This is a genomic window from Shimia gijangensis (assembly GCF_900142085.1).
Classification (GTDB): Bacteria; Pseudomonadota; Alphaproteobacteria; order Rhodobacterales; family Rhodobacteraceae; genus Shimia; species Shimia gijangensis.
In genome coordinates, this window is record NZ_FQZQ01000025.1 from 1 (window position 1) to 21,469 (window position 21,469).

At 53.8% G+C, this 21,469-nt stretch carries 19 protein-coding genes and 1 pseudogene; 8 read left to right on the forward strand and 12 right to left on the reverse strand.

The window, feature by feature from the left end:
• Positions 1-243: 243 nt before the first annotated feature.
• Both istA and BUC32_RS17090 read right to left on the reverse strand, forming a co-directional pair.
• Positions 244-983: pseudogene (istA, locus tag BUC32_RS20215) on the reverse strand (IS21 family transposase); the annotation flags it as partial.
• Positions 984-1,096: 113 nt separating this feature from the next.
• A complete protein-coding gene (locus tag BUC32_RS17090; protein WP_073255793.1) occupies positions 1,097-3,562 on the reverse strand; it encodes a penicillin acylase family protein in 2,466 nt (821 codons plus the stop codon).
• Positions 3,563-3,642: 80 nt separating this feature from the next.
• Between BUC32_RS17090 and BUC32_RS17095 the strand changes: the two genes are divergently transcribed.
• Positions 3,643-4,515, forward strand: coding sequence for an NAD(P)-dependent oxidoreductase (locus BUC32_RS17095; protein WP_073255796.1), 873 nt, complete (start codon positions 3,643-3,645; stop codon positions 4,513-4,515).
• Between the two features lie 82 nt (positions 4,516-4,597).
• On the opposite strand, the gene BUC32_RS17100 is transcribed toward BUC32_RS17095, so the two are convergent.
• Complete coding sequence (locus BUC32_RS17100) at positions 4,598-5,158, reverse strand: lipid-binding SYLF domain-containing protein (RefSeq protein WP_073255799.1); 561 nt, start codon at positions 5,156-5,158, stop codon at positions 4,598-4,600.
• 111 nt (positions 5,159-5,269) lie between these two features.
• Entirely contained in the window at positions 5,270-6,271 is a 1,002-nt protein-coding gene (hemB, locus tag BUC32_RS17105; RefSeq protein ID WP_073255802.1) for a porphobilinogen synthase, read from the reverse strand.
• A 113-nt stretch (positions 6,272-6,384) separates the two neighbouring features.
• Here hemB and BUC32_RS17110 point away from each other — a divergent pair, with 113 nt between their 5' ends.
• The 3 genes from BUC32_RS17110 to BUC32_RS17120 all read left to right on the forward strand — a co-directional run bounded on the left by BUC32_RS17110 (position 6,385) and on the right by BUC32_RS17120 (position 11,241).
• Positions 6,385-6,909, forward strand: a complete 525-nt coding sequence (locus BUC32_RS17110; RefSeq protein ID WP_073255934.1) for a component of SufBCD complex — start codon at positions 6,385-6,387, stop codon at positions 6,907-6,909.
• Between the two features lie 12 nt (positions 6,910-6,921).
• The gene (gene mfd / locus BUC32_RS17115; protein ID WP_073255805.1) at positions 6,922-10,389 is read left to right on the forward strand and encodes a transcription-repair coupling factor; all 3,468 of its coding nucleotides are present in this window, start codon (positions 6,922-6,924) and stop codon (positions 10,387-10,389) included.
• Positions 10,390-10,473: 84 nt separating this feature from the next.
• Complete coding sequence (locus tag BUC32_RS17120; RefSeq protein WP_083599383.1) at positions 10,474-11,241, forward strand: DUF2092 domain-containing protein; 768 nt, start codon at positions 10,474-10,476, stop codon at positions 11,239-11,241.
• A 69-nt stretch (positions 11,242-11,310) separates the two neighbouring features.
• Here BUC32_RS17120 and BUC32_RS21000 read toward each other — a convergent pair whose 3' ends face one another.
• Both BUC32_RS21000 and BUC32_RS21005 read right to left on the reverse strand, forming a co-directional pair.
• A complete protein-coding gene (locus BUC32_RS21000; RefSeq protein WP_139280767.1) occupies positions 11,311-11,613 on the reverse strand; it encodes a hypothetical protein in 303 nt (100 codons plus the stop codon).
• The gene (locus BUC32_RS21005; RefSeq protein WP_073255811.1) at positions 11,580-11,780 is read right to left on the reverse strand and encodes a hypothetical protein; all 201 of its coding nucleotides are present in this window, start codon (positions 11,778-11,780) and stop codon (positions 11,580-11,582) included. The genes BUC32_RS21000 and BUC32_RS21005 overlap by 34 nt, the downstream gene beginning before the upstream one ends.
• A gap of 77 nt (positions 11,781-11,857) precedes the next feature.
• Between BUC32_RS21005 and BUC32_RS21010 the strand changes: the two genes are divergently transcribed.
• Positions 11,858-12,412: a peptidoglycan-binding domain-containing protein gene (locus tag BUC32_RS21010; RefSeq protein ID WP_073255814.1), complete on the forward strand. Its 555-nt coding sequence runs from the start codon at positions 11,858-11,860 to the stop codon at positions 12,410-12,412.
• A 42-nt stretch (positions 12,413-12,454) separates the two neighbouring features.
• On the opposite strand, the gene BUC32_RS17135 is transcribed toward BUC32_RS21010, so the two are convergent.
• From BUC32_RS17135 to BUC32_RS17150, 4 genes are read right to left on the reverse strand one after another with little or no spacing between them, the layout of a single operon-like run.
• The gene (locus BUC32_RS17135; RefSeq protein WP_073255817.1) at positions 12,455-13,663 is read right to left on the reverse strand and encodes a multidrug effflux MFS transporter; all 1,209 of its coding nucleotides are present in this window, start codon (positions 13,661-13,663) and stop codon (positions 12,455-12,457) included.
• Positions 13,660-14,022 (reverse strand): potassium channel family protein, encoded by a 363-nt coding sequence (locus tag BUC32_RS17140; protein ID WP_073255820.1) that lies wholly within the window; start codon positions 14,020-14,022, stop codon positions 13,660-13,662. Before BUC32_RS17140 ends, BUC32_RS17135 begins: the two co-directional genes overlap by 4 nt.
• Complete coding sequence (locus BUC32_RS17145) at positions 14,019-14,660, reverse strand: DsbA family oxidoreductase (protein WP_073255823.1); 642 nt, start codon at positions 14,658-14,660, stop codon at positions 14,019-14,021. Before BUC32_RS17145 ends, BUC32_RS17140 begins: the two co-directional genes overlap by 4 nt.
• Positions 14,657-16,180 (reverse strand): class I adenylate-forming enzyme family protein, encoded by a 1,524-nt coding sequence (locus BUC32_RS17150; RefSeq protein ID WP_073255827.1) that lies wholly within the window; start codon positions 16,178-16,180, stop codon positions 14,657-14,659. Before BUC32_RS17150 ends, BUC32_RS17145 begins: the two co-directional genes overlap by 4 nt.
• Positions 16,181-16,246: 66 nt before the next feature.
• Between BUC32_RS17150 and BUC32_RS17155 the strand changes: the two genes are divergently transcribed.
• On the forward strand, positions 16,247-16,870 hold the full coding sequence (locus tag BUC32_RS17155; RefSeq protein ID WP_073255830.1) for a helix-turn-helix domain-containing protein: 624 nt from the start codon (positions 16,247-16,249) through the stop codon (positions 16,868-16,870).
• A gap of 42 nt (positions 16,871-16,912) precedes the next feature.
• Entirely contained in the window at positions 16,913-18,730 is a 1,818-nt protein-coding gene (locus BUC32_RS17160) for a tetratricopeptide repeat-containing sulfotransferase family protein (RefSeq protein WP_073255833.1), read from the forward strand.
• A 31-nt stretch (positions 18,731-18,761) separates the two neighbouring features.
• On the opposite strand, the gene BUC32_RS17165 is transcribed toward BUC32_RS17160, so the two are convergent.
• Together BUC32_RS17165 and BUC32_RS17170 are read right to left on the reverse strand one after the other, a co-directional pair.
• Entirely contained in the window at positions 18,762-19,382 is a 621-nt protein-coding gene (locus BUC32_RS17165; RefSeq protein ID WP_245815208.1) for a DUF1638 domain-containing protein, read from the reverse strand.
• Between the two features lie 91 nt (positions 19,383-19,473).
• Positions 19,474-20,172, reverse strand: a complete 699-nt coding sequence (locus tag BUC32_RS17170; protein WP_073255840.1) for a corrinoid protein — start codon at positions 20,170-20,172, stop codon at positions 19,474-19,476.
• Positions 20,173-20,382: 210 nt separating this feature from the next.
• On the opposite strand from BUC32_RS17170, the gene BUC32_RS17175 reads away from it, so the two are divergent.
• Positions 20,383-21,468: a PA0069 family radical SAM protein gene (locus BUC32_RS17175; RefSeq protein WP_073255843.1), complete on the forward strand. Its 1,086-nt coding sequence runs from the start codon at positions 20,383-20,385 to the stop codon at positions 21,466-21,468.
• The last annotated feature ends 1 nt before the right edge of the window (position 21,469 follow it).

Genomic DNA, 21,469 nt, shown 5'->3' on the forward strand with positions numbered 1-21,469 from the left:
CTTCTACAATCCGCGTCGCCGCCACTCAGCACTGGGCTGGAAAAGCCCCGTCGCATTCGAAAGGAAGGTGGCTTAAACGAGCACTTGGGGCGGCATCAAACCGCGACAGGTCCATCGAGTATCGTGAGGATATTTCTATGGGCGTAGAAATCAATTCAATTGTATTGCCAGCGGCGTCGCGGGCAAATCGAAATATTGCTAAATCATCCAAATTCCACTGTGTGGCACATACTGTTCTCGGTCTCGGTGCCAACCCACCATCCTTTCGACTTTGCCTTTGTCGTTCCCTTTTCCAGGGCGACCAAAACGATCCTCAAACAGATAATGGGACACCAGCTCGGAGAACACTCGGGTTCGTTTGCGTTTACCGTCACCCATAATGCGGGCCACGGCGATCCGCGTGTTGTAATAGAGAATGGAAACGGGGACGCCGCCGAAGAACGCAAACGCCGAGACATGTGCGTCACAGAATGCTTCAGTCGTCTCTGCCGGATACGCCTTCAGGAAACACGCATCCGAATGGGGCAGATCCATCACCAGAAAGTGGATCTTGCGTTCTACGCCACCGATGACGGCAAGTGCCTCACCAAAGTCAGCCTGAACGTGGCCCGGAGGATGTCTCAGTGGTATAAACATCTCCCGCTGACGCTGTTTGGTCGCGAAGACGTAGTCCTTCACAATCGTGATGCCGCCCTCATAACCATGCTCATCACGCAGTCCTTCAAATATCGGTTTCGACGTATGCCGCTGCTTCTTTGGAACCAGTTTTTCTGCCTCAAGGATCTGATCGATAATTCAGTAAAGGCATCCAGCTTCGGGCGACGCACCGGTTGGCTGCGCCGGTATCCGGGCGGAACAGAAAACGCCAACATCTTGGAAACAGTGCGTGGGTCAATTCCCAATACCCGTGCCGCTTCCCGGCCATTCAAACCATCGACTAAAACCGCGTGACGTACTCGCCCGTACAAATCCACTTGCTTCATCCCCGCCCTCTGAAAACAGAAAGCTTATCAACGATGGAGTTTTGCTCCGGCCAACCAGACAATCTGGCCGCTTCAGTGAGCGATTACTGCACTGGCGTTCTCATTTCCTAATCTCACTGCTTTGGCACCAACCGCGTCACCCCAACAGAGGCAGCGCGCGCCAGTTCTGGGTCGAGGGACATCGGTACATATTCCCCACGGCGCCACAGTTGGGACATGTCGTCATAAAACCGTGACAGGAAGTGCCCGGATTGCCCTGTTGAAATCACAAAGACCGAACTGTCCGGGTCCGCAAAATCATAGACGCCCCGGTAGGCCCCGGCGTGTACGTTCTGAAAGGGGTTAGGTCCAATACCACTTGTGCGTCCTCGTTGCAGGGTGTTGTCGCCGCCGCTGGTGGATTGGCGAATGTTCACGAAATACCGCAGCAATGGAACTTTGCCCAAAACCTGATGATCATGTGTGGCCTGATGGGCATCGCCCCAACGCAGGCTTTCCAGTTGGGTGCCGTATTTCTCGGAAATCCACAGCAACGCATCATCCAGCGCCAACCGGGCCATGTCTGTGCAGCTTTCGGTTGGCGCGCTTTGAATTACGTCACACCAAACACCGGCCCCATCCACATTGCGGAAAACGCGTTCGATGAACAAAGGTTCAATATGGGTAAATTCCTCGGCGAGAGGACCCATTTCATCTTGAATCAACCTGACTTGCAGGGCGCGCAACCAAGCCGAATAGATCAGAGGTTCTGGCAAATGTTCGTTCATCTCACCGTTCCATTCCGCAAGCAACGTCAGGGCGCGCTGGCGCAGTCGCTCAGTTGATCCATCCGGTGCCGCATTGCCGGTGAACCACAAATCACCCCCTACAAGCGGTAAAAGAGAGCGTGCGGTAAAGCTGACTGTATCCAGCTGTGCCTCGACAAAGCTGTCGCGGGTATGCACTTGACGGCCTTGCATCAAACGCTGCCAGCGTTGAATGCGTTGCGTGTCGCCCCAGACGTAAGACACATGCAAGGGAAACGGACGCTCAACCATTTTGTTGTTTGTATTGCCCACAATGCCCCCAATGGGAGATCGGAACACAGGGTTTGACGCATAGGGCAGGCGGCCTTGCCACTGGTTTTGCGCGAGCCATCCCAATGATGGCATCCGGCCTTTGCTTTGATGCTCGTCATCCCGCCGAGGCAGTGCACCAATCACTTTGAGCGCCACTGTCTCGCGGTCGGCCACCACCATGTTCTGGGCCGGAGAGATATAAGCCTCCGCGGCGTCGAGCGCGCCTTGTATGGATTTGGCATACATGATCGCGACCGCTGCACTCATCGATGTGTCACGCGCACTCAGAGCAGTCCAACCCAACGCTGCCACATGGTTTTCTGGTGTGACCGTACCAAGACTATAGTGTGATCCCGGCAAGACCGGACCGTTTTCGGTCCAGCGCAAAGTCAGAGTGACGGGTTGTTCATCGGCAATATTGATGATGGATTTGCGGGTCACAAAAGGTTCGAAGCCGCCCGGTGTGCGGTACTCCTCCGGGTTTTCGGGGTTCAGTTGTTCAATGAAGACATCCTGATCGTCGACATAGGCCGAGGTTAGCCCCCATCCAAGATCATCGCTACGCCCGGTCAAAATAGTCGGAATGCCGGGGATGGTGCCGCCGATTACACCGCCGGATGAAAGTTCCAGCCGGGTCAGATACCAGATGGCCGGGGCACTCAGGCCCAGATGTGGATCATTGGCCAGTAAAGTGCCGCCCGATGCTGACCGGGACGGCGCGGCAGCCCATGCATTGGATGCGCCCGCCAGAGGGCGACGGGGAAAGGGCGACAAAGGATGACTGGGCAATGGGGTCGTTGCCGTGAATCGCGGTGTTTCAGGAACTAGCGCGGCATATTCAGGAAGTGAGGCCACACCAGTGCCGGGGGCTTCGGGCAGAATGTCGAGTAGTCGGTTCTCATCCGGTAAAATCAGCGAAACCCGTGCCCGCAGGACCTCTTCTTCGAGGTGGCCAGACAATTGCAAGGCCATTAGTTTTTGAATGGCGATGGAATCTGCGGGCTGCCAAGGCGCAATTGCGTTGGGAAACAGGAACATCTCGGGTGCACCCCGGCCCAGAGAGTCGCGGTTGATCTCGTCAATGCGGGTGTTTACCCCGTTGGAATAGGCGCGCAAAGCCGCCGTGGTCCGCTCATCCTGATGCTGTACCGATTGCACAGCGAGGGTGAAAAAGTCGAGCCGGCGCAGCAGTTTGTCAATCGGTAGTGTGCTGGTGCCGAACACTTCTGAAAGGCGGCCTTGGGCCGTGCGGCGCAGGGTGACCATTTGCCAAAGCCTGTCCTGCGCATGCGCATATCCCAGCGCAAAAAACACATCCGCATCCGACTCGCCAAAAATATGAGGCACATTGGCGTTGTCGCGCACGATTTCAACCGGCGCTGAAACCCCATTTGACCGCAGAGTCTTGTCGTATTCCGGCAGCGAACGCGATGCCAGAAAATAGATAAGAGTCATAGCCAGCAAAGCTATAACCAACATTGCGCCAGCAATGCGCAACAACCATTGAATAAACAACCCCATGCGAATCCCGGATTACCTCTTGCCAACTGCCTCTCAGGACAGGACAAACACTACGACGATTGGAAGCAAGGGAAAAGCAGATGGCGAAAATTGCATTCTTAGGGCTAGGTGTGATGGGATACCCGATGGCGGGACACCTGACAAAGGCTGGGCATGAGGTCACAGTCTACAACCGCACAGCGGCCAAATCCGAAGCCTGGGTAAAGGAATTTGGCGGGGCTATGGGGCTCACGCCGGCCGAGGCCGCGCAAGGAGCTGACTTCGTTATGGCATGTGTCGGTAACGATGATGACCTGCGGGGCGTTTGCACAGGACCTGATGGTGCATTTCAAGGCATGACCAGAGGCGCGACCTTTGTGGATCACACCACCGTGTCAGCCAAAGTCACAAGCGAGCTTTACGCCGCGGGCAAAGATCTGGGTATAGCCTTTGTCGATGCGCCAATCTCAGGCGGGCAGGCAGGGGCGGAAAACGGCGTTTTGTCCGTGATGTGTGGAGGTGACGCGGCAGCCTATGATGCCGCAGAGCCGATTATTGATGCCTATGCTCGGATTTGCCGTCGTATTGGTAATAGTGGTGCTGGTCAAATGACCAAGATGTGCAACCAGATTGCGATTGCCGGGTTGGTTCAGGGCCTGTCTGAAGCGCTGCATTTCGCGAACAAGGCGGGTCTAGACGGGCGCGCAGTGGTCGAGGTGATCTCGCAAGGGGCTGCGGGCAGCTGGCAAATGGCGAACCGCTATGAAACCATGATCGATGACCATTTTGAGCACGGGTTTGCGGTGGACTGGATGCGCAAGGATTTGGATATTTGCCTGTCGACAGCCAATGAAACCGGAGCCAGCCTGCCAGTGACAGCATTAGTCGATCAGTTCTACAAGGACGTCCAAAACATGGGCGGTGGACGTTGGGACACATCAAGTCTGTTTAAGCGCCTGCAAAACCTGTCGTAGGCAAACAGTCAAAGACAGAAAAGGCGCCTGCTTTTGGAAGCGGCGCCTTTTTTGTGCAGTTTTCCCGTCAGGCATGATGCCTTTACGGAATAATACGGGTGTACTTTGTGCCTTCCAGCGTTGCTCCAACATGCAAGCCTGCCTGGCCAAACACCACAGCGATGACCGGTGCCAATGACGTGGTGGTGTCAATCTCAAGAGTCTGACCTTCGTCGATAGCCGCATATTTCAAATCTGCACCTGCCGCCCAGCCGTTTGAACGACGAAACTCAGCCAATGCGCCTTCGGTCATGAAGAACAGAACATGCGCATGTTGTGAGGCACCAATCTGAAACCCAAAGCTGCCTTTGGTGGCAGAGTAGTAATCAACTGTCACGTCGTTGACGCGCAACGCCCCCCGGCCGTAACCGCCGCCAACACCAAAGCCTGCTTCGGTGATCAATGGCATGACCAGAATGCCATTGGCCTTTGCCTCAAGATTGCGTGCATTTGGGTGGTTGCTGTAAAGATATTTCAGTGTGTTATCGACGCGTGCGTCAATTTCCGCGGCTCCATTGCTGCCCACACCATTGCCGCATGCGGCCGTCATGCCGGCACCAGCAAGGGCTGCCAGTGTGAAACTGCGTCTGTTCATCATGTCCATGATTGTTGCCTGTATTTGTTTTCTTTGCGATACCGCCGGTTTTCCGGTCGTTGGCCAAGACTATAGGGGCAGTGGTACGCACTGTCACTAGCCGCTTTGGGGTTCGGCGACTTACTGCCCGGCCAGTTTGCGTGCCACAGCAGGTGCAAAATAGGTAAGAATGCCGTCGCAACCTGCACGTTTGAACCCCAAAAGGCTTTCGACCATGGCTTTGTCACCGTCGATCCAGCCATTCTGGGCAGCTGCCATGATCATCGCGTATTCGCCAGACACCTGATAGGCATAAGTTGGTACGCCAAATTGGTCTTTTACCCTGCGGCAAATGTCGAGATACGGCATGCCCGGTTTGACCATTACCATGTCTGCTCCCTCATCCAGATCGCGGCCCACAAGACGAAGAGCTTCGTCTGAGTTGCCGGGGTCCATCTGGTAGGTGGCTTTATCCCCCTTAAGGGCACCGGACGCACCGACTGCGTCGCGGAACGGACCATAAAAAGCGCTGGCGTATTTCGCGGCATACGACAGGATCATCACGTTTGAGTGGCCTGATGCCTCAAGCGCGGTGCGAATTGCGCCAATGCGCCCGTCCATCATATCCGACGGGCCAATGATGTCGGCACCGGATTCGGCCTGTGCAACTGCCATTTTGACCAGAGCTTCAACCGTTTCATCATTGAGAATTTCTCCGTCTACAACATACCCGTCGTGACCGTTGATGTTGTATGGGTCCAGAGCCACATCGGTCATGATAGCAATCTCAGGCACGGCTTCTTTGATAGCACGGATGGCACGATTTGACAGGTTGCCGGGATTCCACGCTTCGGCGCAATCTTCGGTTTTCAGCGATGGATCAGTGTAGGGAAATAGGCAGATTGCCGAAATACCGAGATCGGCGGCCTCACGCGCGGCCTCGGCTATTTTGTCAACCGAACGCCGTACGACCCCTGGCATAGAGGCCACAGGTTCTTCGATCCCCTGACCATCGCGCACAAAGACCGGCCAGATCAGATCGTCCACAGTCAAAGTATGTTCGCGCACAAGGTTGCGGATCGCGCCAGATTGACGGGTGCGGCGAAGGCGGGCGGCCGGAAAGGCGGCTGGTTGATGGCTCATAACGGTCCTCAAATTCGTGTCCTTCTCAGGTGCCATGTATTTAGCAACATCTCAAGGCTAGGAATTGCCGCAGAGCCGCGTTATGTGGGGTGGAAACGAAAAGGGCTTTGGCAGTGGATTGGCACAGTACCGTCTTTGAACTCATTGATATGCGCAGTTTCTCGAACCTTTGGTTCTGGATCGCGCTTGCTGTTATGTGGTCTTCAACCAGTCACTGGGTGCTAGGTGTGCCCTTTGACATGGTTCAGCGGGCACGCCGCGCGGGCGGGCAGACAGAAATTGATCTTGAGGATCTGGTGCGCATCAATACCAACCGGCTTTTGTACATCGGCAGAGTCTCGGGGTCGTGGATTTTAGCGCTGGCTTGTTTTGTGCTGGCCGGTCTCGCCGTGGTGGGATTCGGCTATGGCATTGAGTTTGCTCAAGCCGTGTTTTTGTTGATGTTCCCAATGTCACTTGTTGGATTGATGAGCCTGTCCACAGCAGCCAAAATTCAGGCCGAAGAAGCCAGTGGCGAATTGCTGCGCAAACGTCTGACGCGGCATCGGATTTGGGTTCAGATGATCGGGATGGTTTCAATTTTTGTAACCTCGCTCTGGGGTATGTATCAGAACTTTCAATCCTCGCCTTTGGGCTAAGGTATTCTGGCGATGACGAAAGTAACCAAAATCACCGTTGGTGGTGCCCCCGAAGGCTACGACGCCCGGCTTATCCTGAACGAGGTCGCAAAATCCGGCGCTCCACTGGTGCATATTGCGCGTGACGACAAACGTCTGGCGGCCTTGCGTTCCGCAATTGCGTTTTTTCAGCCTGATATGCCGGTGATCACCTTTCCAGGCTGGGATTGTTTGCCTTATGATCGGGTGTCGCCCAATGCGGATGTTTCAGCCACGCGCATGGCAACTTTGGCTGGTCTGGTGCATCAAATGCCGCCGCAGTTTGTGCTGCTGACGACGTTAAACGCGGCCACACAGCGGGTTCCGGCCCGCGAAGTGCTACAAGAAGCGGCCTTTAAGGCGCGGGTCAACTATCAGATTGACGAAGCCGCCTTGCGAGCCTTTCTAGTGCGAATGGGCTTTACCCAAGCACCAACTGTGATGGAACCCGGCGATTATGCGATCCGGGGCGGGATCATTGATGTTTTTCCGCCGGGTGACAGTGGTCCTGTACGTCTAGACTTGTTTGGTGATGTTCTGGACGGTGCACGCCGGTTTGATCCAATTACGCAACGCACCACTGAAAAACTCGACGAGGTTGAACTGGCTCCGGTTTCCGAAGTTATTCTGGATGAGGCGGCCATCACCCGGTTTCGCCAGAACTATCGCATCGAATTTGGGGCGGCGGGAACGGATGATCCGCTGTATGAGGCGGTTAGTGCGGGGCGCAAACATCAGGGGGTCGAACATTGGATGCCGTTCTTTCATGATCGGTTGGAAACTCTGTTTGACTACCTTCCAGAAGCCACAATTTCTGTGGATGATCAGATAGATGCTGCACGCCTCTCACGTTGGGAGGTTGTGCAGGACCAATATGAAACACGGCACCATGTATTGGCTCAGAAAACCCGGATCGATACGGTTTATAAACCCATTCCACCGGACTTGCTGTATTTAGATGACGCCGCTTGGAACAAGGCCATTGAAGATCGTCGGATCCTCAATTTCAAACCATTGCCACAGGCAAGCGGTTCGGGTGTGATTGATGCGGGTGGCCGTATCGGACGCAATTTTTCGCCGGAAAGACAGCAGGAAAGTGTAAGCCTTTTTGGCGCTTTAGCCGATCACATCAAAACACGTATGCAAGATGGTCCCGTGCTGGTTGCGAGTTATTCGGAAGGTGCACGTGAACGGCTCAGCGGGCTGATCGAAGACGAAGGATTGGCAGAAACTGTTGCTATCACCGATGCTACGCGGATCGGTAAATCCGGTCTTTATCTGGCGGTTTGGGCACTGGAGCATGGGTTTGTCACCCCCGATATGACCGTTATCTCGGAGCAAGATGTTCTTGGAGATCGTCTGATCCGGGCGCCACAAAAAAAACGCCGCGCCGAAAACTTTCTGACCGAAACGCAATCCTTGTCGCCCGGTGATCTGGTGGTGCATGTTGATCATGGGATTGGCCGGTACCACGGGCTTGAGGTGATCACGGCAGCTGGGGCTGCGCACGAGTGTATCAGTCTGGAGTATGCCGAAAAATCAAGACTTTACCTTCCGGTTGAAAACATCGAACTGCTGTCAAAATACGGCCACGATGAGGGCCTTTTGGATCGGCTTGGTGGGGGTACATGGCAGGCCAAAAAAGCCAAACTCAAAGAGCGTATTCGCGAGATGGCGGACCGGCTTATTCGGGTGGCTGCGGAACGCGCATTACGAACCGCACCCCGGTTGGAAGCTCAACATCACGCATGGGAAGAGTTCAGCGCGCGGTTCCCATATCAGGAAACCGACGATCAGTTAAGCACCATTGAGGATGTTATTGGCGATCTGGGCTCAGGTCAGCCAATGGACCGGTTGGTTTGCGGTGATGTGGGCTTTGGCAAAACCGAAGTCGCCATGCGCGCGGCTTTTGTGGCGGCGATGTCCGGCGTTCAGGTTGCCGTGATCGCGCCCACCACACTATTGGCGCGCCAGCACACAAAGAGCTTTATCGAGCGATTTCGCGGATTTCCGATGGAAGTCAGAAGCTTATCTCGTTTTGTGAGTGCAAAAGAAGCAGAAAAAACCCGCGATGGTATGGCGCGGGGAACTGTAGACATCGTGATTGGCACCCATGCGCTTTTGGCCAAAAATACCCGATTTAAGAACCTTGGGTTGTTGGTGATCGACGAGGAGCAGCACTTTGGTGTGGCTCACAAAGAACGGTTGAAGCAGATGCGTTCGGATGTGCATGTGTTGACGCTGACAGCCACACCCATTCCACGGACGTTGCAATTATCTCTCTCTGGCGTGCGTGACTTGTCTATCATCGGTACGCCGCCCGTCGACCGTCTGGCGATCCGCACCTATGTATCCGAGTTTGACGCAGTCACCATCCGTGAAGCTCTCTTACGTGAGCATTACCGGGGCGGACAGTCGTTTTATGTGGTGCCGCGCATCAGTGATCTGCGCGAAATCGAAGAGTTTCTGGCCAATCAGGTGCCCGAGGTCAGCGTTGTCATCGCCCACGGCCAGATGGCCGCCGGTGAACTGGATGACCGGATGAACGCCTTTTATGACGGCAAGTTCGATGTGTTGCTGGCGACCACCATTGTGGAGTCGGGGTTGGATATTCCCACGGCTAACACCATGGTTGTGCATCGCGCTGATATGTTTGGCCTGTCGCAGCTTTACCAAATCCGGGGGCGCGTGGGGCGCTCAAAAACCCGTGCTTATGCTTACCTTACCACTAAGCCCCGAATGCGTCTGACCCCAGCGGCCGAGAAACGGTTGCGGGTTCTGGGGTCACTTGACACACTTGGGGCAGGGTTCACATTGGCCAGTCAGGATCTAGATATCCGGGGTGCAGGCAATCTTTTGGGTGAAGAGCAATCCGGCCAGATGCGGGATGTAGGCTATGAACTGTACCAATCTATGCTGGAAGAGGCGATTGCCAAGATCAAAGCGGGTGAACTGCAAGGACTGACGGACGCAGATGACCAATGGGCTCCGCAAATCAATCTTGGCGTGCCAGTTCTGATTCCGGAAAACTATGTGCCAGATCTGGACGTGCGGCTGGGACTCTATCGCCGCTTAAGTGGGTTGCACACCAAGGTCGAATTGGAAGGTTTTGCCGCAGAGCTGATCGACCGATTTGGAAAATTACCAAAAGAAGTCAATACACTGCTCTTGGTTGTCCGGATCAAGGACATGTGCAAACGGGCCGGTATCGCCAAGATGGACGGCGGCCCAAAGGGCGCGACTATTCAGTTCCACAACGACAAGTTTGCCTCGCCAGCTGGTCTGGTTGAATTCATTCAGGACCAGCGCGGATTGGCCAAGGTGCGCGACAATAAAATCGTTGTGCGCCGTGATTGGAAGAAAGAAAGCGACAAGATAAAGGGGGCCTTTGGTATCGCACGTGATTTGACGGCCAAGGTTGTTGCTGAAAAGAAAAAGACGCGAGCAACTCGCAAAAGTTGACTTGGGGTAAGGTGATCCTATCTTGCCAGATTGGGCCGTAGAGGCCTACAGTCGCATATTGTTTAGTCAACTGGACCAGCTGTCATGAAGACTTTTCGTTTAGCCCTGATGGGGCTTACCCTACCACTGACGCTTGCTTTTAGTTCTGTCGCTGAGGCCAATGACACGGATGACCCGCCGGCTAAGGACCCGCAAGCGATTGAGATTCTTGGCAATGCTTCAGAGTTTCTGAGCAGCCAGCAGAACATTTCGGTGAGTTGGTTTGTGTCCTATGACGATGTTGTCGACGGACGTGAAAAAATCACCCATACGCGTAGCGGCCACACGTTGCTGGCGCGCGAGGGTGGGCTATACTCTTATTCTGAAAATGGCCTGAAAACCCGAGAGTTCTTTTTCGATGGCACCAGTTTTTCCATGAATGACCCTGATCAAAATGTGTATGCGGAAATCCTGTTTTCAGGGGGATTTGAAGCGCTGATCGTTAGAATTAAGGAAGAATATGGTCTTGATCTGCCGATTTGGTCTGTTCTGAGTACGCAACAGAAAGAAATTCGCGCAGAATCTGCCACGACAATGGCATATTTGGGTTTGACCCGGGTTGGCGGCGAGATGGCGCATCACGTGGCTGTGGCCAGCTATGATGAAGACTGGCAAATCTGGGTTGCAGATGATCCCGAGAACCCGCGCTTGCTGATGATTGTCGGAACAGACCCATATATCCAGGGTTGGCCTCAGTACCGGGCGTATTTCACAAATTGGGACTTCGCACCTGAGATTTCCGAGGGGGCCTTTGTGTTTACCCCTAACGAAGACAGCGAACGCATGAGTTGGCCTAAAGTGCCAAGCCAATAAGGGGGAGATAGCTATGAAACGATTTTTCTGCGGACTCCTGATCGCATCAATGGCGATTGGAACGTCTCCTCAAGGGGTAATTTCACTGTCCTTCAAATCCTCGCAAGCCGAGGCGCGCGGACATAGAGGAGGGGGCGGGATGTCATCTCGTCCTGCTGGGCGTCCCTCGGGGGCCAAATCGCGGCCTGCGTCGCGTCCATCAGGCGGCGCGCGCCCATCAACTGGTGCGCGTCCTTCGACGGGAACGCGTCCGTCTACGGGGACAAGGCCATCCACGTCTCGCCCTGCAGCCAAACCGTCGACACGGCCTGCTGTCAAACCAGCCGCCCGCCCCGCGGCTAAACCTGCGGCACGGCCAGCGTCCGGTAACAAGGCGCGTCCTCCCGGGTCGCGCCCACCGGGCGCACGCCCTCCAGGAGGCCGTCCACCAGGGGCACGCCCACCGGGAACAACGCTCCCGGCGCATCATCGTCCACCAGGTTACCGCCCGCCGCATCATCGCCCTCCGGGGTACCGTCCGCCGTACCACCGACCGCCATATTACCGTCCGCCGCATTACCATTGGGGGAATTACCACTATCACTCAAGCTGGGGATGGTTCTTTACGGCGGCACTTGTGGGCTCGACGCTAGTCTACGTTGCCAACCTGCCTTCGGATAAAGAGTGTCAGAAGGTTCAGGATCAAGGCGAGACCTTGTATCTGTGTGACGGCGTTCTCTACCGCTCAACCTATTATCAGGACGAGAAAGTCTATGAGATCGTCAACGATTCCCCGGAGGAAGCCGCCGCAGGACCACAGACTGTGTTTGGATTGTCTCTGACAGACCCAATGACACGCGGTGACGTGGTCAAAGAGTTTCAGCAACGGTTGCTGGATCAGGGCTATGATGTCGGTACACCAGACGGTGTGTTCGGCAGTTCTACAGAAGCTGCCTTGCAGTGGTTCCAGTATGACAATGAACTTGAACCGACCGGTGTTGTCGATGCCGAAACGGCCAAGCTGTTGGGGTATGAGCAGATGGAGGGTGTCCCTCAAGACGAGTCTTCGGCTACTCCGGCTGCTGACGACACGGGCCAGAGTGTTGGTGAGATCACAACAGGAGAGGATGTTGGTGAAATTTCAACAGGGGAAGACGTAGGCGAAATCACTACGGAAGAACCTAAAGAATAAGGTCTCAACCACTTTCCTGAAAACATCAAACGAGGCGCGCTCTTACGAGCGCGCCTCGATCCGTTTCATCCATAGCATTAAGCCAAATCCCAAGGCGGCCTCGATGCCAATGCCCCAAATCAGCGGGACCGGCGTGCCGTTGAATGCAAGTCCAACCGGTACCGCCAATCCAGCACCCAACACCGTAGCAATTGCCCCCATAACGCTGGCGGCTGTGCCCGCCATGTGCCCCAAGGGTTCCATGGCCATGGCATTGAGATTTCCAAGTGTCATTCCAGCCTGAAAAAACACCGAGGTTTGCCAGATCACAAAGACAGCAAACAACACCGGCCCCGCAGACAGGCTGAGAGACAGGGCCAGCATGACAATCGACAAAATGGCCTGCACGGCCAATGTCACGGTCACCAGAAACCGCATGCCCAGTCGCATAACCAACCAGGCGTTCAATAAACTGGCGCTTCCGGAGATAATCGCCACGGCGCCGAACCACAAAGGAAATTCGTCGCCGCGCCCGAACGTGATGTCATAAACCTGCTGAACGGTGGTCAGCATGGTAAAAAGCATCGCAAAGCACAGGGTCTGTACGAGGATTGAAACGCGTACAACGGGGATAGCCCACATTTCACCTACTGCACCAAGAAGTACTTTAAACTGAAACGGTCGTCGTTTTTCAACAGCTAAAGGCTCTGGCAAGCGCAGGCCAAGCCAAAGGATCGACAACATAGAAAACCCGATGAAGGCCAAAAAGATAGAGCGCCAGCCCGCCAGCGCAATGAACACTGAGCCCAGCAATGGGGCAACGGCAGGCACAAGTGTGAACACAAGCATAACAAAGGACATCAGACGCGCCATGTCGCGCCCCGAGTACAGATCGCGAATAATTGCCAAGGTGACAATTCGTGGCCCCGCTGCGCCAATACCCTGGAACAAGCGGGCTGCCAAAAGCAGTTCAAGAGATTGCGAAGCCCAACCGATGGCCGCGCAGGTGCAATATACCAATGCGCCGCCTACGATCACAGGTTTGCGTCCAAAGGTGTCTGACAGTGGGCCAGTAAAGAACGTTCCAATCCCCATTCCCAGAACAAAGCTGGTCAGGATCAGTTGAGCTTTGTTGAGGTTGTCAGGGCTCAGTTCGGCGCCTATTTCGGGCAGGGCGGGCAGCATGGCATCAATGGAAAAGGCAATCGTGGCGAACATCATCGCGCACATCGCCACAAATTCAACGCGGGACATGTTGGAACTTTGGGTCATGAGGCGGGTTGATCGTCCTGATTATCGGCATGAGGTTCTTCAATGGCCTTATGATGGCCAAGCCGGGCAATCAGCCATTCAGAATGGGCAGCATGTTTCTCTGCGGTAATCCGGCCAAACTGCTGGATGACAAAGGCAAAGATTCCAAGGCCCACGAAGATAAAAAATGTGGTGCCGATTTTGCCCAGCGTGGTTGCTGGCACAAGAGAACCATAGCCAACTGTCGATAGGGTAATCACTGAAAAGAAATAGCTGTCGACCCACGTCCAGCCCTCGACATAGTGGAAGAACACCGTGCCCCCAAGAATGACTGGCGCGATCAGCAGCACCAGAAAGAAAATACGCTCTGCGGGGGTCATTCGGTGGCTTGTCCTTCCTTTAGTTCGCGGATGACTTTGATCCACAATTCACTGGCCTGAGCACCGGGAACGGCGTGTTTGTTGTCGACGATAAAGGTTGGAACCGAGTTTACACCCATCTCGCGACTGTGGGTGTCTCTATCTCGGATGCTTTGCGCATCAGAGTCTGATTTCAGTAGCTTTCCAACAACGGCGGCGTCCAAACCTGCGCTGTCGGCCACATCGCAAAGTACTTCGTGATCGCCAATATCGCGACCATCTTTGAAGTACGCTTTGAACAGAGCATCCACCACGGCGTTTTGTTTGCCTTCAATCCCGGCCCAATGGATCAGGCGATGTGCGTCCACTGTGTTTGGGGTGCGCTGGATTGCGGCAAAGTCGATATCCAGGCCTTCTTCTTCGGCATGTTTGGCAATTTCACCGTAGACTCGCACGGCATTGTCTTTGCCGCCAAATTTGGTTTCAAGGTATTCGCGCCGGTCCATGCCTCCGGCGGGCATATCAGGGTTAAGCTGAAACGGATGCCATTCAACGGTAAAGGGGTGATCAGGTTCGGCTTGCATGGCGCGTTCCAGGCGGGCTTTACCAATATAACACCAGGGGCAAATCGGGTCGGAAAGAATATCGAGCTTGATCATCTGTGTGCCTCAAAGTGTTGGCGCAGGGCGCGGCGGCTGAGTTTGCCGTTGGGGTTGGTTGGAAGAGCGTCGAGCCGTTGAAGCAGGCGTGGCTGCTTGTACCGGGCCAGCGTCTGTTCGGCATAATCGCTAAGCGCTGTTTCGTCCAGTGGTTCGTCTGAAGTATAAAAGGCCGCAATAACCCGAACATCCTGTTTGATTTCCACGTCAGTGACCCCGACAGACTGGATGTCTGGAAAGCGCGAAAGCGCGGCCTCGACCTCGATCGGCGACACGCGGTAGCCGCCAGCATTCATCATGTCATCCGCCCGACCAGAATAATGGATATAAAAATCCGCATTCATCGTGCCGCGATCTCCGGTCAAAAACCAATCGCCGATAAAGCGCGACGCGGTGTCTTCGGCAGCGTTCCAATAGCCTAACATCATGCCCGGATCGCTCTTGTCGATTGCGATAGTGCCTTCTTCCCCCAAATGCACAGGCGCGCCATTTTCATCAACCAAAGCAATGCGTCGTCCGTTTTGGGGTTTGCCAAACGTACCGGGATGTGCGGGCGAAGATGGGCTGGCGGAAATGAAGGTTGAACATTCCGACATGCCATAAGCCTCAAACAAAGACGTACCAGTGGCTTCGAACCAATCGTCTTGGATGGCCTCAGAGAGTTTTTCGCCGGCGGATAACCCATGACGCAAATCTGGTAAATGGATGTCCGGGTGATCCGACAGCATCTTACGATAGACTCCCGGAGCGGCGGCGAAAATCGTTACCTGATGGGTTTTCAGCAGGTGCGGAAGTGATGCAATGTTTACGTCCTTCGCCGGAATCAACGCGGTTGCACCCATAGACCATGGATCCATCAAGCCGGTGCCCAGCGTGTATGTCCAGTTGAACGCGCCTGCATGCATCAACCGGTCACTGTCCTGCAGCCCTGACCAGCCTTGGTGCATCATTTGGCGGGCCCAGATTGCCCGGTGCGCATGACACACGGCGCGTGGCACGCCAGAGGTGCCTGAGGTGTAAATGATATAGCCCGTACGTTCGGGATCGCCCATGTGGAACTCGGCAGGTGGCAAATCGCGCATGCCTTCAAGGGCCTGGATTGTCATTTGAGGGATTTCGGGCGTCACGGGACAGGATATATCTGGATCGCGCAGGATTGCGGACGGAGACAGTTCTGCAATCATTTTGGCGACTTCGGGCTCTGTCAATTGCGAAGATGTCGGCACGGGAACCAAACCGACGGCAATGGCACCCAGATAGGCAATCGGAAATTCAACTGCATTGCCAATCCGCATCAAGACTCTGTCACCTGGTTCAAGGCCGGCCTGCAACAGGCCAGTGCCAGTCCTGAGAATGGCCGACTTCAGACGTCCGTAAGACCACAAGTCTGCCTCATCCACGGACATGACAGCCAAAGCTGTTTTGTCGGATAACTCATCAGCATGCGCTAGAACGTAAGCAGCCATATTAAACGAACTGGGAGCTGGGGCGTGGCGGCCTTGATCAAATAGAGAAAACATGTGCGCTTGGTAGGCTCAGGTTTGATGAGTTGCAAGTGATGGGCTGAGGGGGGTAGAAGACCCGGTATGACAGATAATGACCCAAAATCCCTGATCAAGGTGGCGCTAGAAAACGGCCAGCACGATCACGTGGAACCTCTTGATCTCGGGCTAAGGGTGCGTGAATTGCGCAAAGCCCGCAGCTGGACCTTGGAGCAGGCAGCGGGGCAGGCGGGGCTCGCGCGTTCAACCCTGTCCAAGATCGAAAACGGGCAAATGTCTCCTACCTATGATGCGTTGAAAAAATTGGCTGTGGGGCTCGAGATTTCGGTTCCTCAGCTGTTTACGCCACCGCAAAAGGAAAAGGTAAACGGACGTATCGCCATGGTGAAATCCGGGCAGGGTGTGCATCAGGCAACCACCACATACGAACATGAACTGCTGGCAGAGACGCTGAGCAAGAAACAGATGTTGCCTTATCGTGCGCGTGTTCGCGCTCGCTCAATTGAAGAATTTGACGGCTGGGTACGCCACGACGGAGAAGAGTTTCTTTACGTGCTAACAGGCGTGATACATCTCTATACCGAATTCTATGAACCCATAGAAATGCGCCGTGGAGATAGTGCGTATTATGACTCGACTATGGGACATAATGTGGTGTCAATTTCGGACGAGGATGCAATGATCTTGTGGATCACGTCTTTGGTATAGTGGTAGGCCTGCATAGCTGCAGGTGCAGCGGGCGAGGAAAAAATGGCGCCGAAATCATTCAAGCTCAGCGACAAATTGCGGGCGGCTTTTGCCGCAGAGAAAGCAGGAAACTCAGCGCGCGCACGCCAGTTTTTTGTGGATATTCTGGAACGGTATCCTGCAAACAGCAAAGCCAAGGCAGGGCTGAAACGTCTGGAAAAATCTGCTACAGATCCGGTCAAATCATCGTTTAGTCCCGAGGCTCTTTCCGATCCTTTGCAAGGGCTGTCAGCTGGTGGGTTGTCTGGCCTTGAAGATCCATTGGCTTTACCCAAAAAGGGGGCGCGGGCGGCTGCAGCCGGAGCGACGCAAAATAATTTACTAGCCACATCTCTTGGGGGAAACGGGGCCGTCCCAGGCAACGACGCGACTGAAAGTGCGGAACAGTTGAATTCTCGCGGGCAAAAAGCTCATTCGCAAAACCGAGTACACGAAGCGATCGCTTTGTTTCGGGCTGCCATTGATGCGCAACCAAAGTTTACAGAAGCAAGAAATAGTCTTGGCATTGCTTTACGAGATGTTGGCCGCTTCAAAGAAGCCGCTGAAGTTCTGGAGGAGGCTGTAAACCACTGCCCTGAGGACAATGTGGTTCTTTGCAATTTGGCACGCGTGCAGTCAGATATGGAAGACTATGATGCAGCGATAACAACTTACAAAAAGGCGCTTGAGATAGACACCGCAAATCCAGTTACGCTGGGAAGTCTGGGTAATCTTTATAGTGCACTTGGGCGCACCGACGAAGCAATTGAGTGTTTTGAGACGTCGATTGCCCACAATCCAGCCTACATGTCGGCCTATTTACAACTAAGTGCCTTGCGCCCCTTTTCCGAGGGCGATGCGATCTTTAACAAATTGAAGTCAGTCCTTCGCAAGAAAAAAATACCGGAAGAAGATCAGGTCTACGGGCATTTCGCGTTGGGCAGTGCGTTTGCCAATTGGGACGACACAAAAAATGCTTTTGATTGCTTCCAAAAAGCCAATCGAATTGCCAAATCAAATCAAAGCTATGACGTAGGTGACGACAAAGCGATGTTCTCTCAGATAAAATCGCTGTTTCAGGTTGGTAAAGTTTCAAGATTGCTAGTGCCAGAAATTTCCTCGAGCCCCGTCACGCCGATCTTTGTAGTTGGGATGCCCCGATCCGGCAGTACTTTGATCGAGCAGGTAATAGCAAGTCATTCCAAGGTACATGGAGCCGGAGAAATAGGCCTCATGACTGCGATCATGGACACCGTTTTAAACGAGGCTACGAACAAGGCAGCTACCCGTGAAATTTCCAAAGATACATTGATCGAAGTGCGAAATACTTACCTTGGAGAAATGTCAAAAATTTCCGGACCTAGAACACGCGTGATTGACAAGAATTTGTTGAATTTTAGATACTTGGGGTTGATATTTGCTGCCTTTCCTGAGGCGCGTGTGGTCCATATTCAGCGAAATCCTATGGCGGTCTGTTGGTCGATCTACCGTCACAACTTTGCTGGCAGCCTCATGTCGTTTGCCTATGATTTGAATGACATTGCTGAGTTCTACAATTGTTATGAGAACTTGATGCAGTTTTGGAGATCTCGATTCCCCAATCGCTTTCTCGACTTGAGGTACGAAACATTCACACAAGATCAGGAAGGTGAAACCCGGCGATTGTTAGAGTACTGTGGGCTTGATTTTGAGGAGGCTTGCTTGAATTTTCAGTCAACCAATCGTGCGGCCCGGACAGCCAGCATGGCCCAGGTTCGAAAAAAAGTTTATCAGGGTAGCTCTCAGGAGTGGGAGAAGTTTAAGTCGTACCTTACTGATATTGAAAACAAAGTTGGCCTTTAGGTTTTCGAAAATAAAATGCCTCTAAACCAGTTCAAAGTTTTCCAAGCGTCGATTGCAAATCACCATAGCCGGTAAATCGATGCTCAAATTTGAGTCCCAATCGTTCGGCACACTCCTTAGCTTTTTCAACCAAAACCGGATCATCCGTTTGGGCTTGGTACACAAGTTTGGTGTAGTTTCCAAAATACATGTCACGCAATTCCGGGTGCCGATCGAGCCCCATTGGCTTCCAGACAAATGCATCAAACTGTCGGGTCAGGAAATCCGTAAGGTAGAAGGTGCCCAATTCATCGTCTGCCTTTTCGGCAAAACGGTCATTGCCTTCAAAAAAGCTATAGCAATGCGGGCCCTGCACCATTTCCACGCCAATTTCGTCGCAGGTTTTCTTGAGCATTCCGCCGGTACCGCAGTCTGCGTAAACCACAAAAATTTCGTCATATTCTGAACGGTGCTCGTCCACGGCCTCGCGGACGGCATCTGGAATTTTCTCAGGATACAAATGCAAATTGGCGGGCAAACAAGTGAGGTCCAGATGGGACCAGCCGTTTTTCTCGCGCAAATCCAGGATTTCTCGGGCTAGGGCACCGCATGCCAAGAGCAGAACACTGTCGGGCTTTCCAGCGGCAATCAGGGTCTCGGTTTGGGTGTCCATCGTGCCAATATTTGTCATTCCGTCCTCCCAGAAAGTAAAGGCCCGCCAGTAGGTTGGCGGGCCAAATTCATGTGGATGTTTTGAAGCCGGTTCAGGCGTTCAGCTGGTTATGTTTGCGACCCACAAGATCTTTGGCGGTTTCCACGGCCACGGCGGCGTCACGACAGTATGCATCAGCACCAATGGCCTTGCCAAACTCTTCGTTCAGCGGCGCACCACCAACCAGTACGATATAGTCTTCGCGCACGCCTTGTTCGACCAGCGTGTCGATCACGACTTTCATATAGGGCATGGTGGTTGTCAGCAGCGCAGACATGCCCAGAATATCGGGCTCTTCTTTTTCCAGCGCCTCAAGGTAATTCTCAACGGGGTTGTTGATGCCCAGATCGACAACTTCGAAACCGGCGCCTTCCATCATCATCGAAACAAGGTTTTTACCGATGTCATGGATGTCGCCTTTGACTGTGCCAATCACCATCTTGCCAACACGCGGTGCGCCTGTGGCGGCCAGAAGTGGCTTGAGGATGGCCATGCCACCTTTCATAGCGTTCGCAGCCAAGAGAACTTCTGGCACAAACAAAATGCCATCGCGGAAATCGGCACCAACGATGGTCATACCGCCAACCAAAGCTTCGGTCAGAACGCGGTAGGGTTCCCATTCGCGTTCCAGCAGGATGTTCACCGCCTCTTCGATCTCTTCCTTGAGACCGTCATAGAGGTCGTCGAACATCTGTTGAACCAGTTCTTCGTCGTCTAGTTCTGACAGGATGATATCGTCTTCTTCCGACATGGGCTTTCCTCTGATTTCCGGCGTGCTGGCCAGGGTTTTTGTAGTTGTCCCACATTTGTGCAATTTCGACCGTATCGACTGTCAAATTTGCGACATGACCCGGGCTGACACCGACTTATATCGTTGAAACATCGCTAGCCCAGTGAAAATTATTCAAGTTGATGTTGCGAATTATTGATTTTGTTCTTTGTTTGTTCTAATTGATTATGCATGACAGAACAAAGGGCGTACTCGATAGACAGCAAAAGGCGGCGCGGGCGCGGCGCGTTGAGCAACGCGACCGGCCGGTTTGATCTGGATCGCATTGAACAAAGTGATGGTTGGGAGATTGAAGAGGTGCGTCCTGCGTTTGACACGCAAATTCGCCTTGAACATGCCAAGAGTATGATAGCGCGGAACTCTTCGCCCGATGTGCCGTTTGATCGGTCGATCAATCCTTATCGCGGATGCGAGCACGGGTGCATCTATTGCTTTGCACGACCTACCCATGCCTATCTTGGAATGTCTCCGGGGCTGGACTTTGAGACACAGATCATTGCTCGTCCAAATGCGCCAGAGATTCTGGAAAAGGAATTGCAGCGCAAATCTTATCGTGTGGCGACATTGGCAATCGGCACAAACACCGATCCCTACCAGCCAGCTGAGCGGGATCACGGCATTATGCGGGCCTGCCTGGAGATACTGAGAGATTTCAGCCATCCGGTTGGGATTGTCACCAAGGGAACCCTGATTGAACGCGACATTGATCTTTTGGGGGATATGGCAGCGCGAAACCTGGTGCATGTTGGCGTGTCTGTAACCACGCTTGATCCACATCTGTCACGGCTGATGGAGCCGCGTGTGCCGTCACCTGCGCGCCGGCTCGCAACAATCCGTAGATTGAGCGACGCGGGAGTTCCCGTGCGGGTCATGATGGCGCCGGTGGTGCCATCTATCACTGATCACGAGATTGAAGCGGTTCTTAAGGCTGGCAAGGATGCCGGAGCGATTTCCGCGTCCTGGATCATGTTGAGGTTGCCGTTGGAAGTGTCTGATATGTTTAAGGAATGGTTGGAAGAACACTTTCCAGAGCGAGCTTCACGTGTAATGGCGCGCGTGCGCGAGATGCACGGTGGGCGGGACTATGACGCGGCGTGGGGGCGACGCATGCGCGGCGAAGGTCACTATGCCAGCATGATCTCAGCACGGTTCAAAATGGCTCAGCGCCGATTGGCGCTGGCTCCGGAATTGCCCGAATTGGCATATGATTTATTTTGCTCACCCATCAGGAAAGGTGAGCAAATGTCATTGTTCTGAC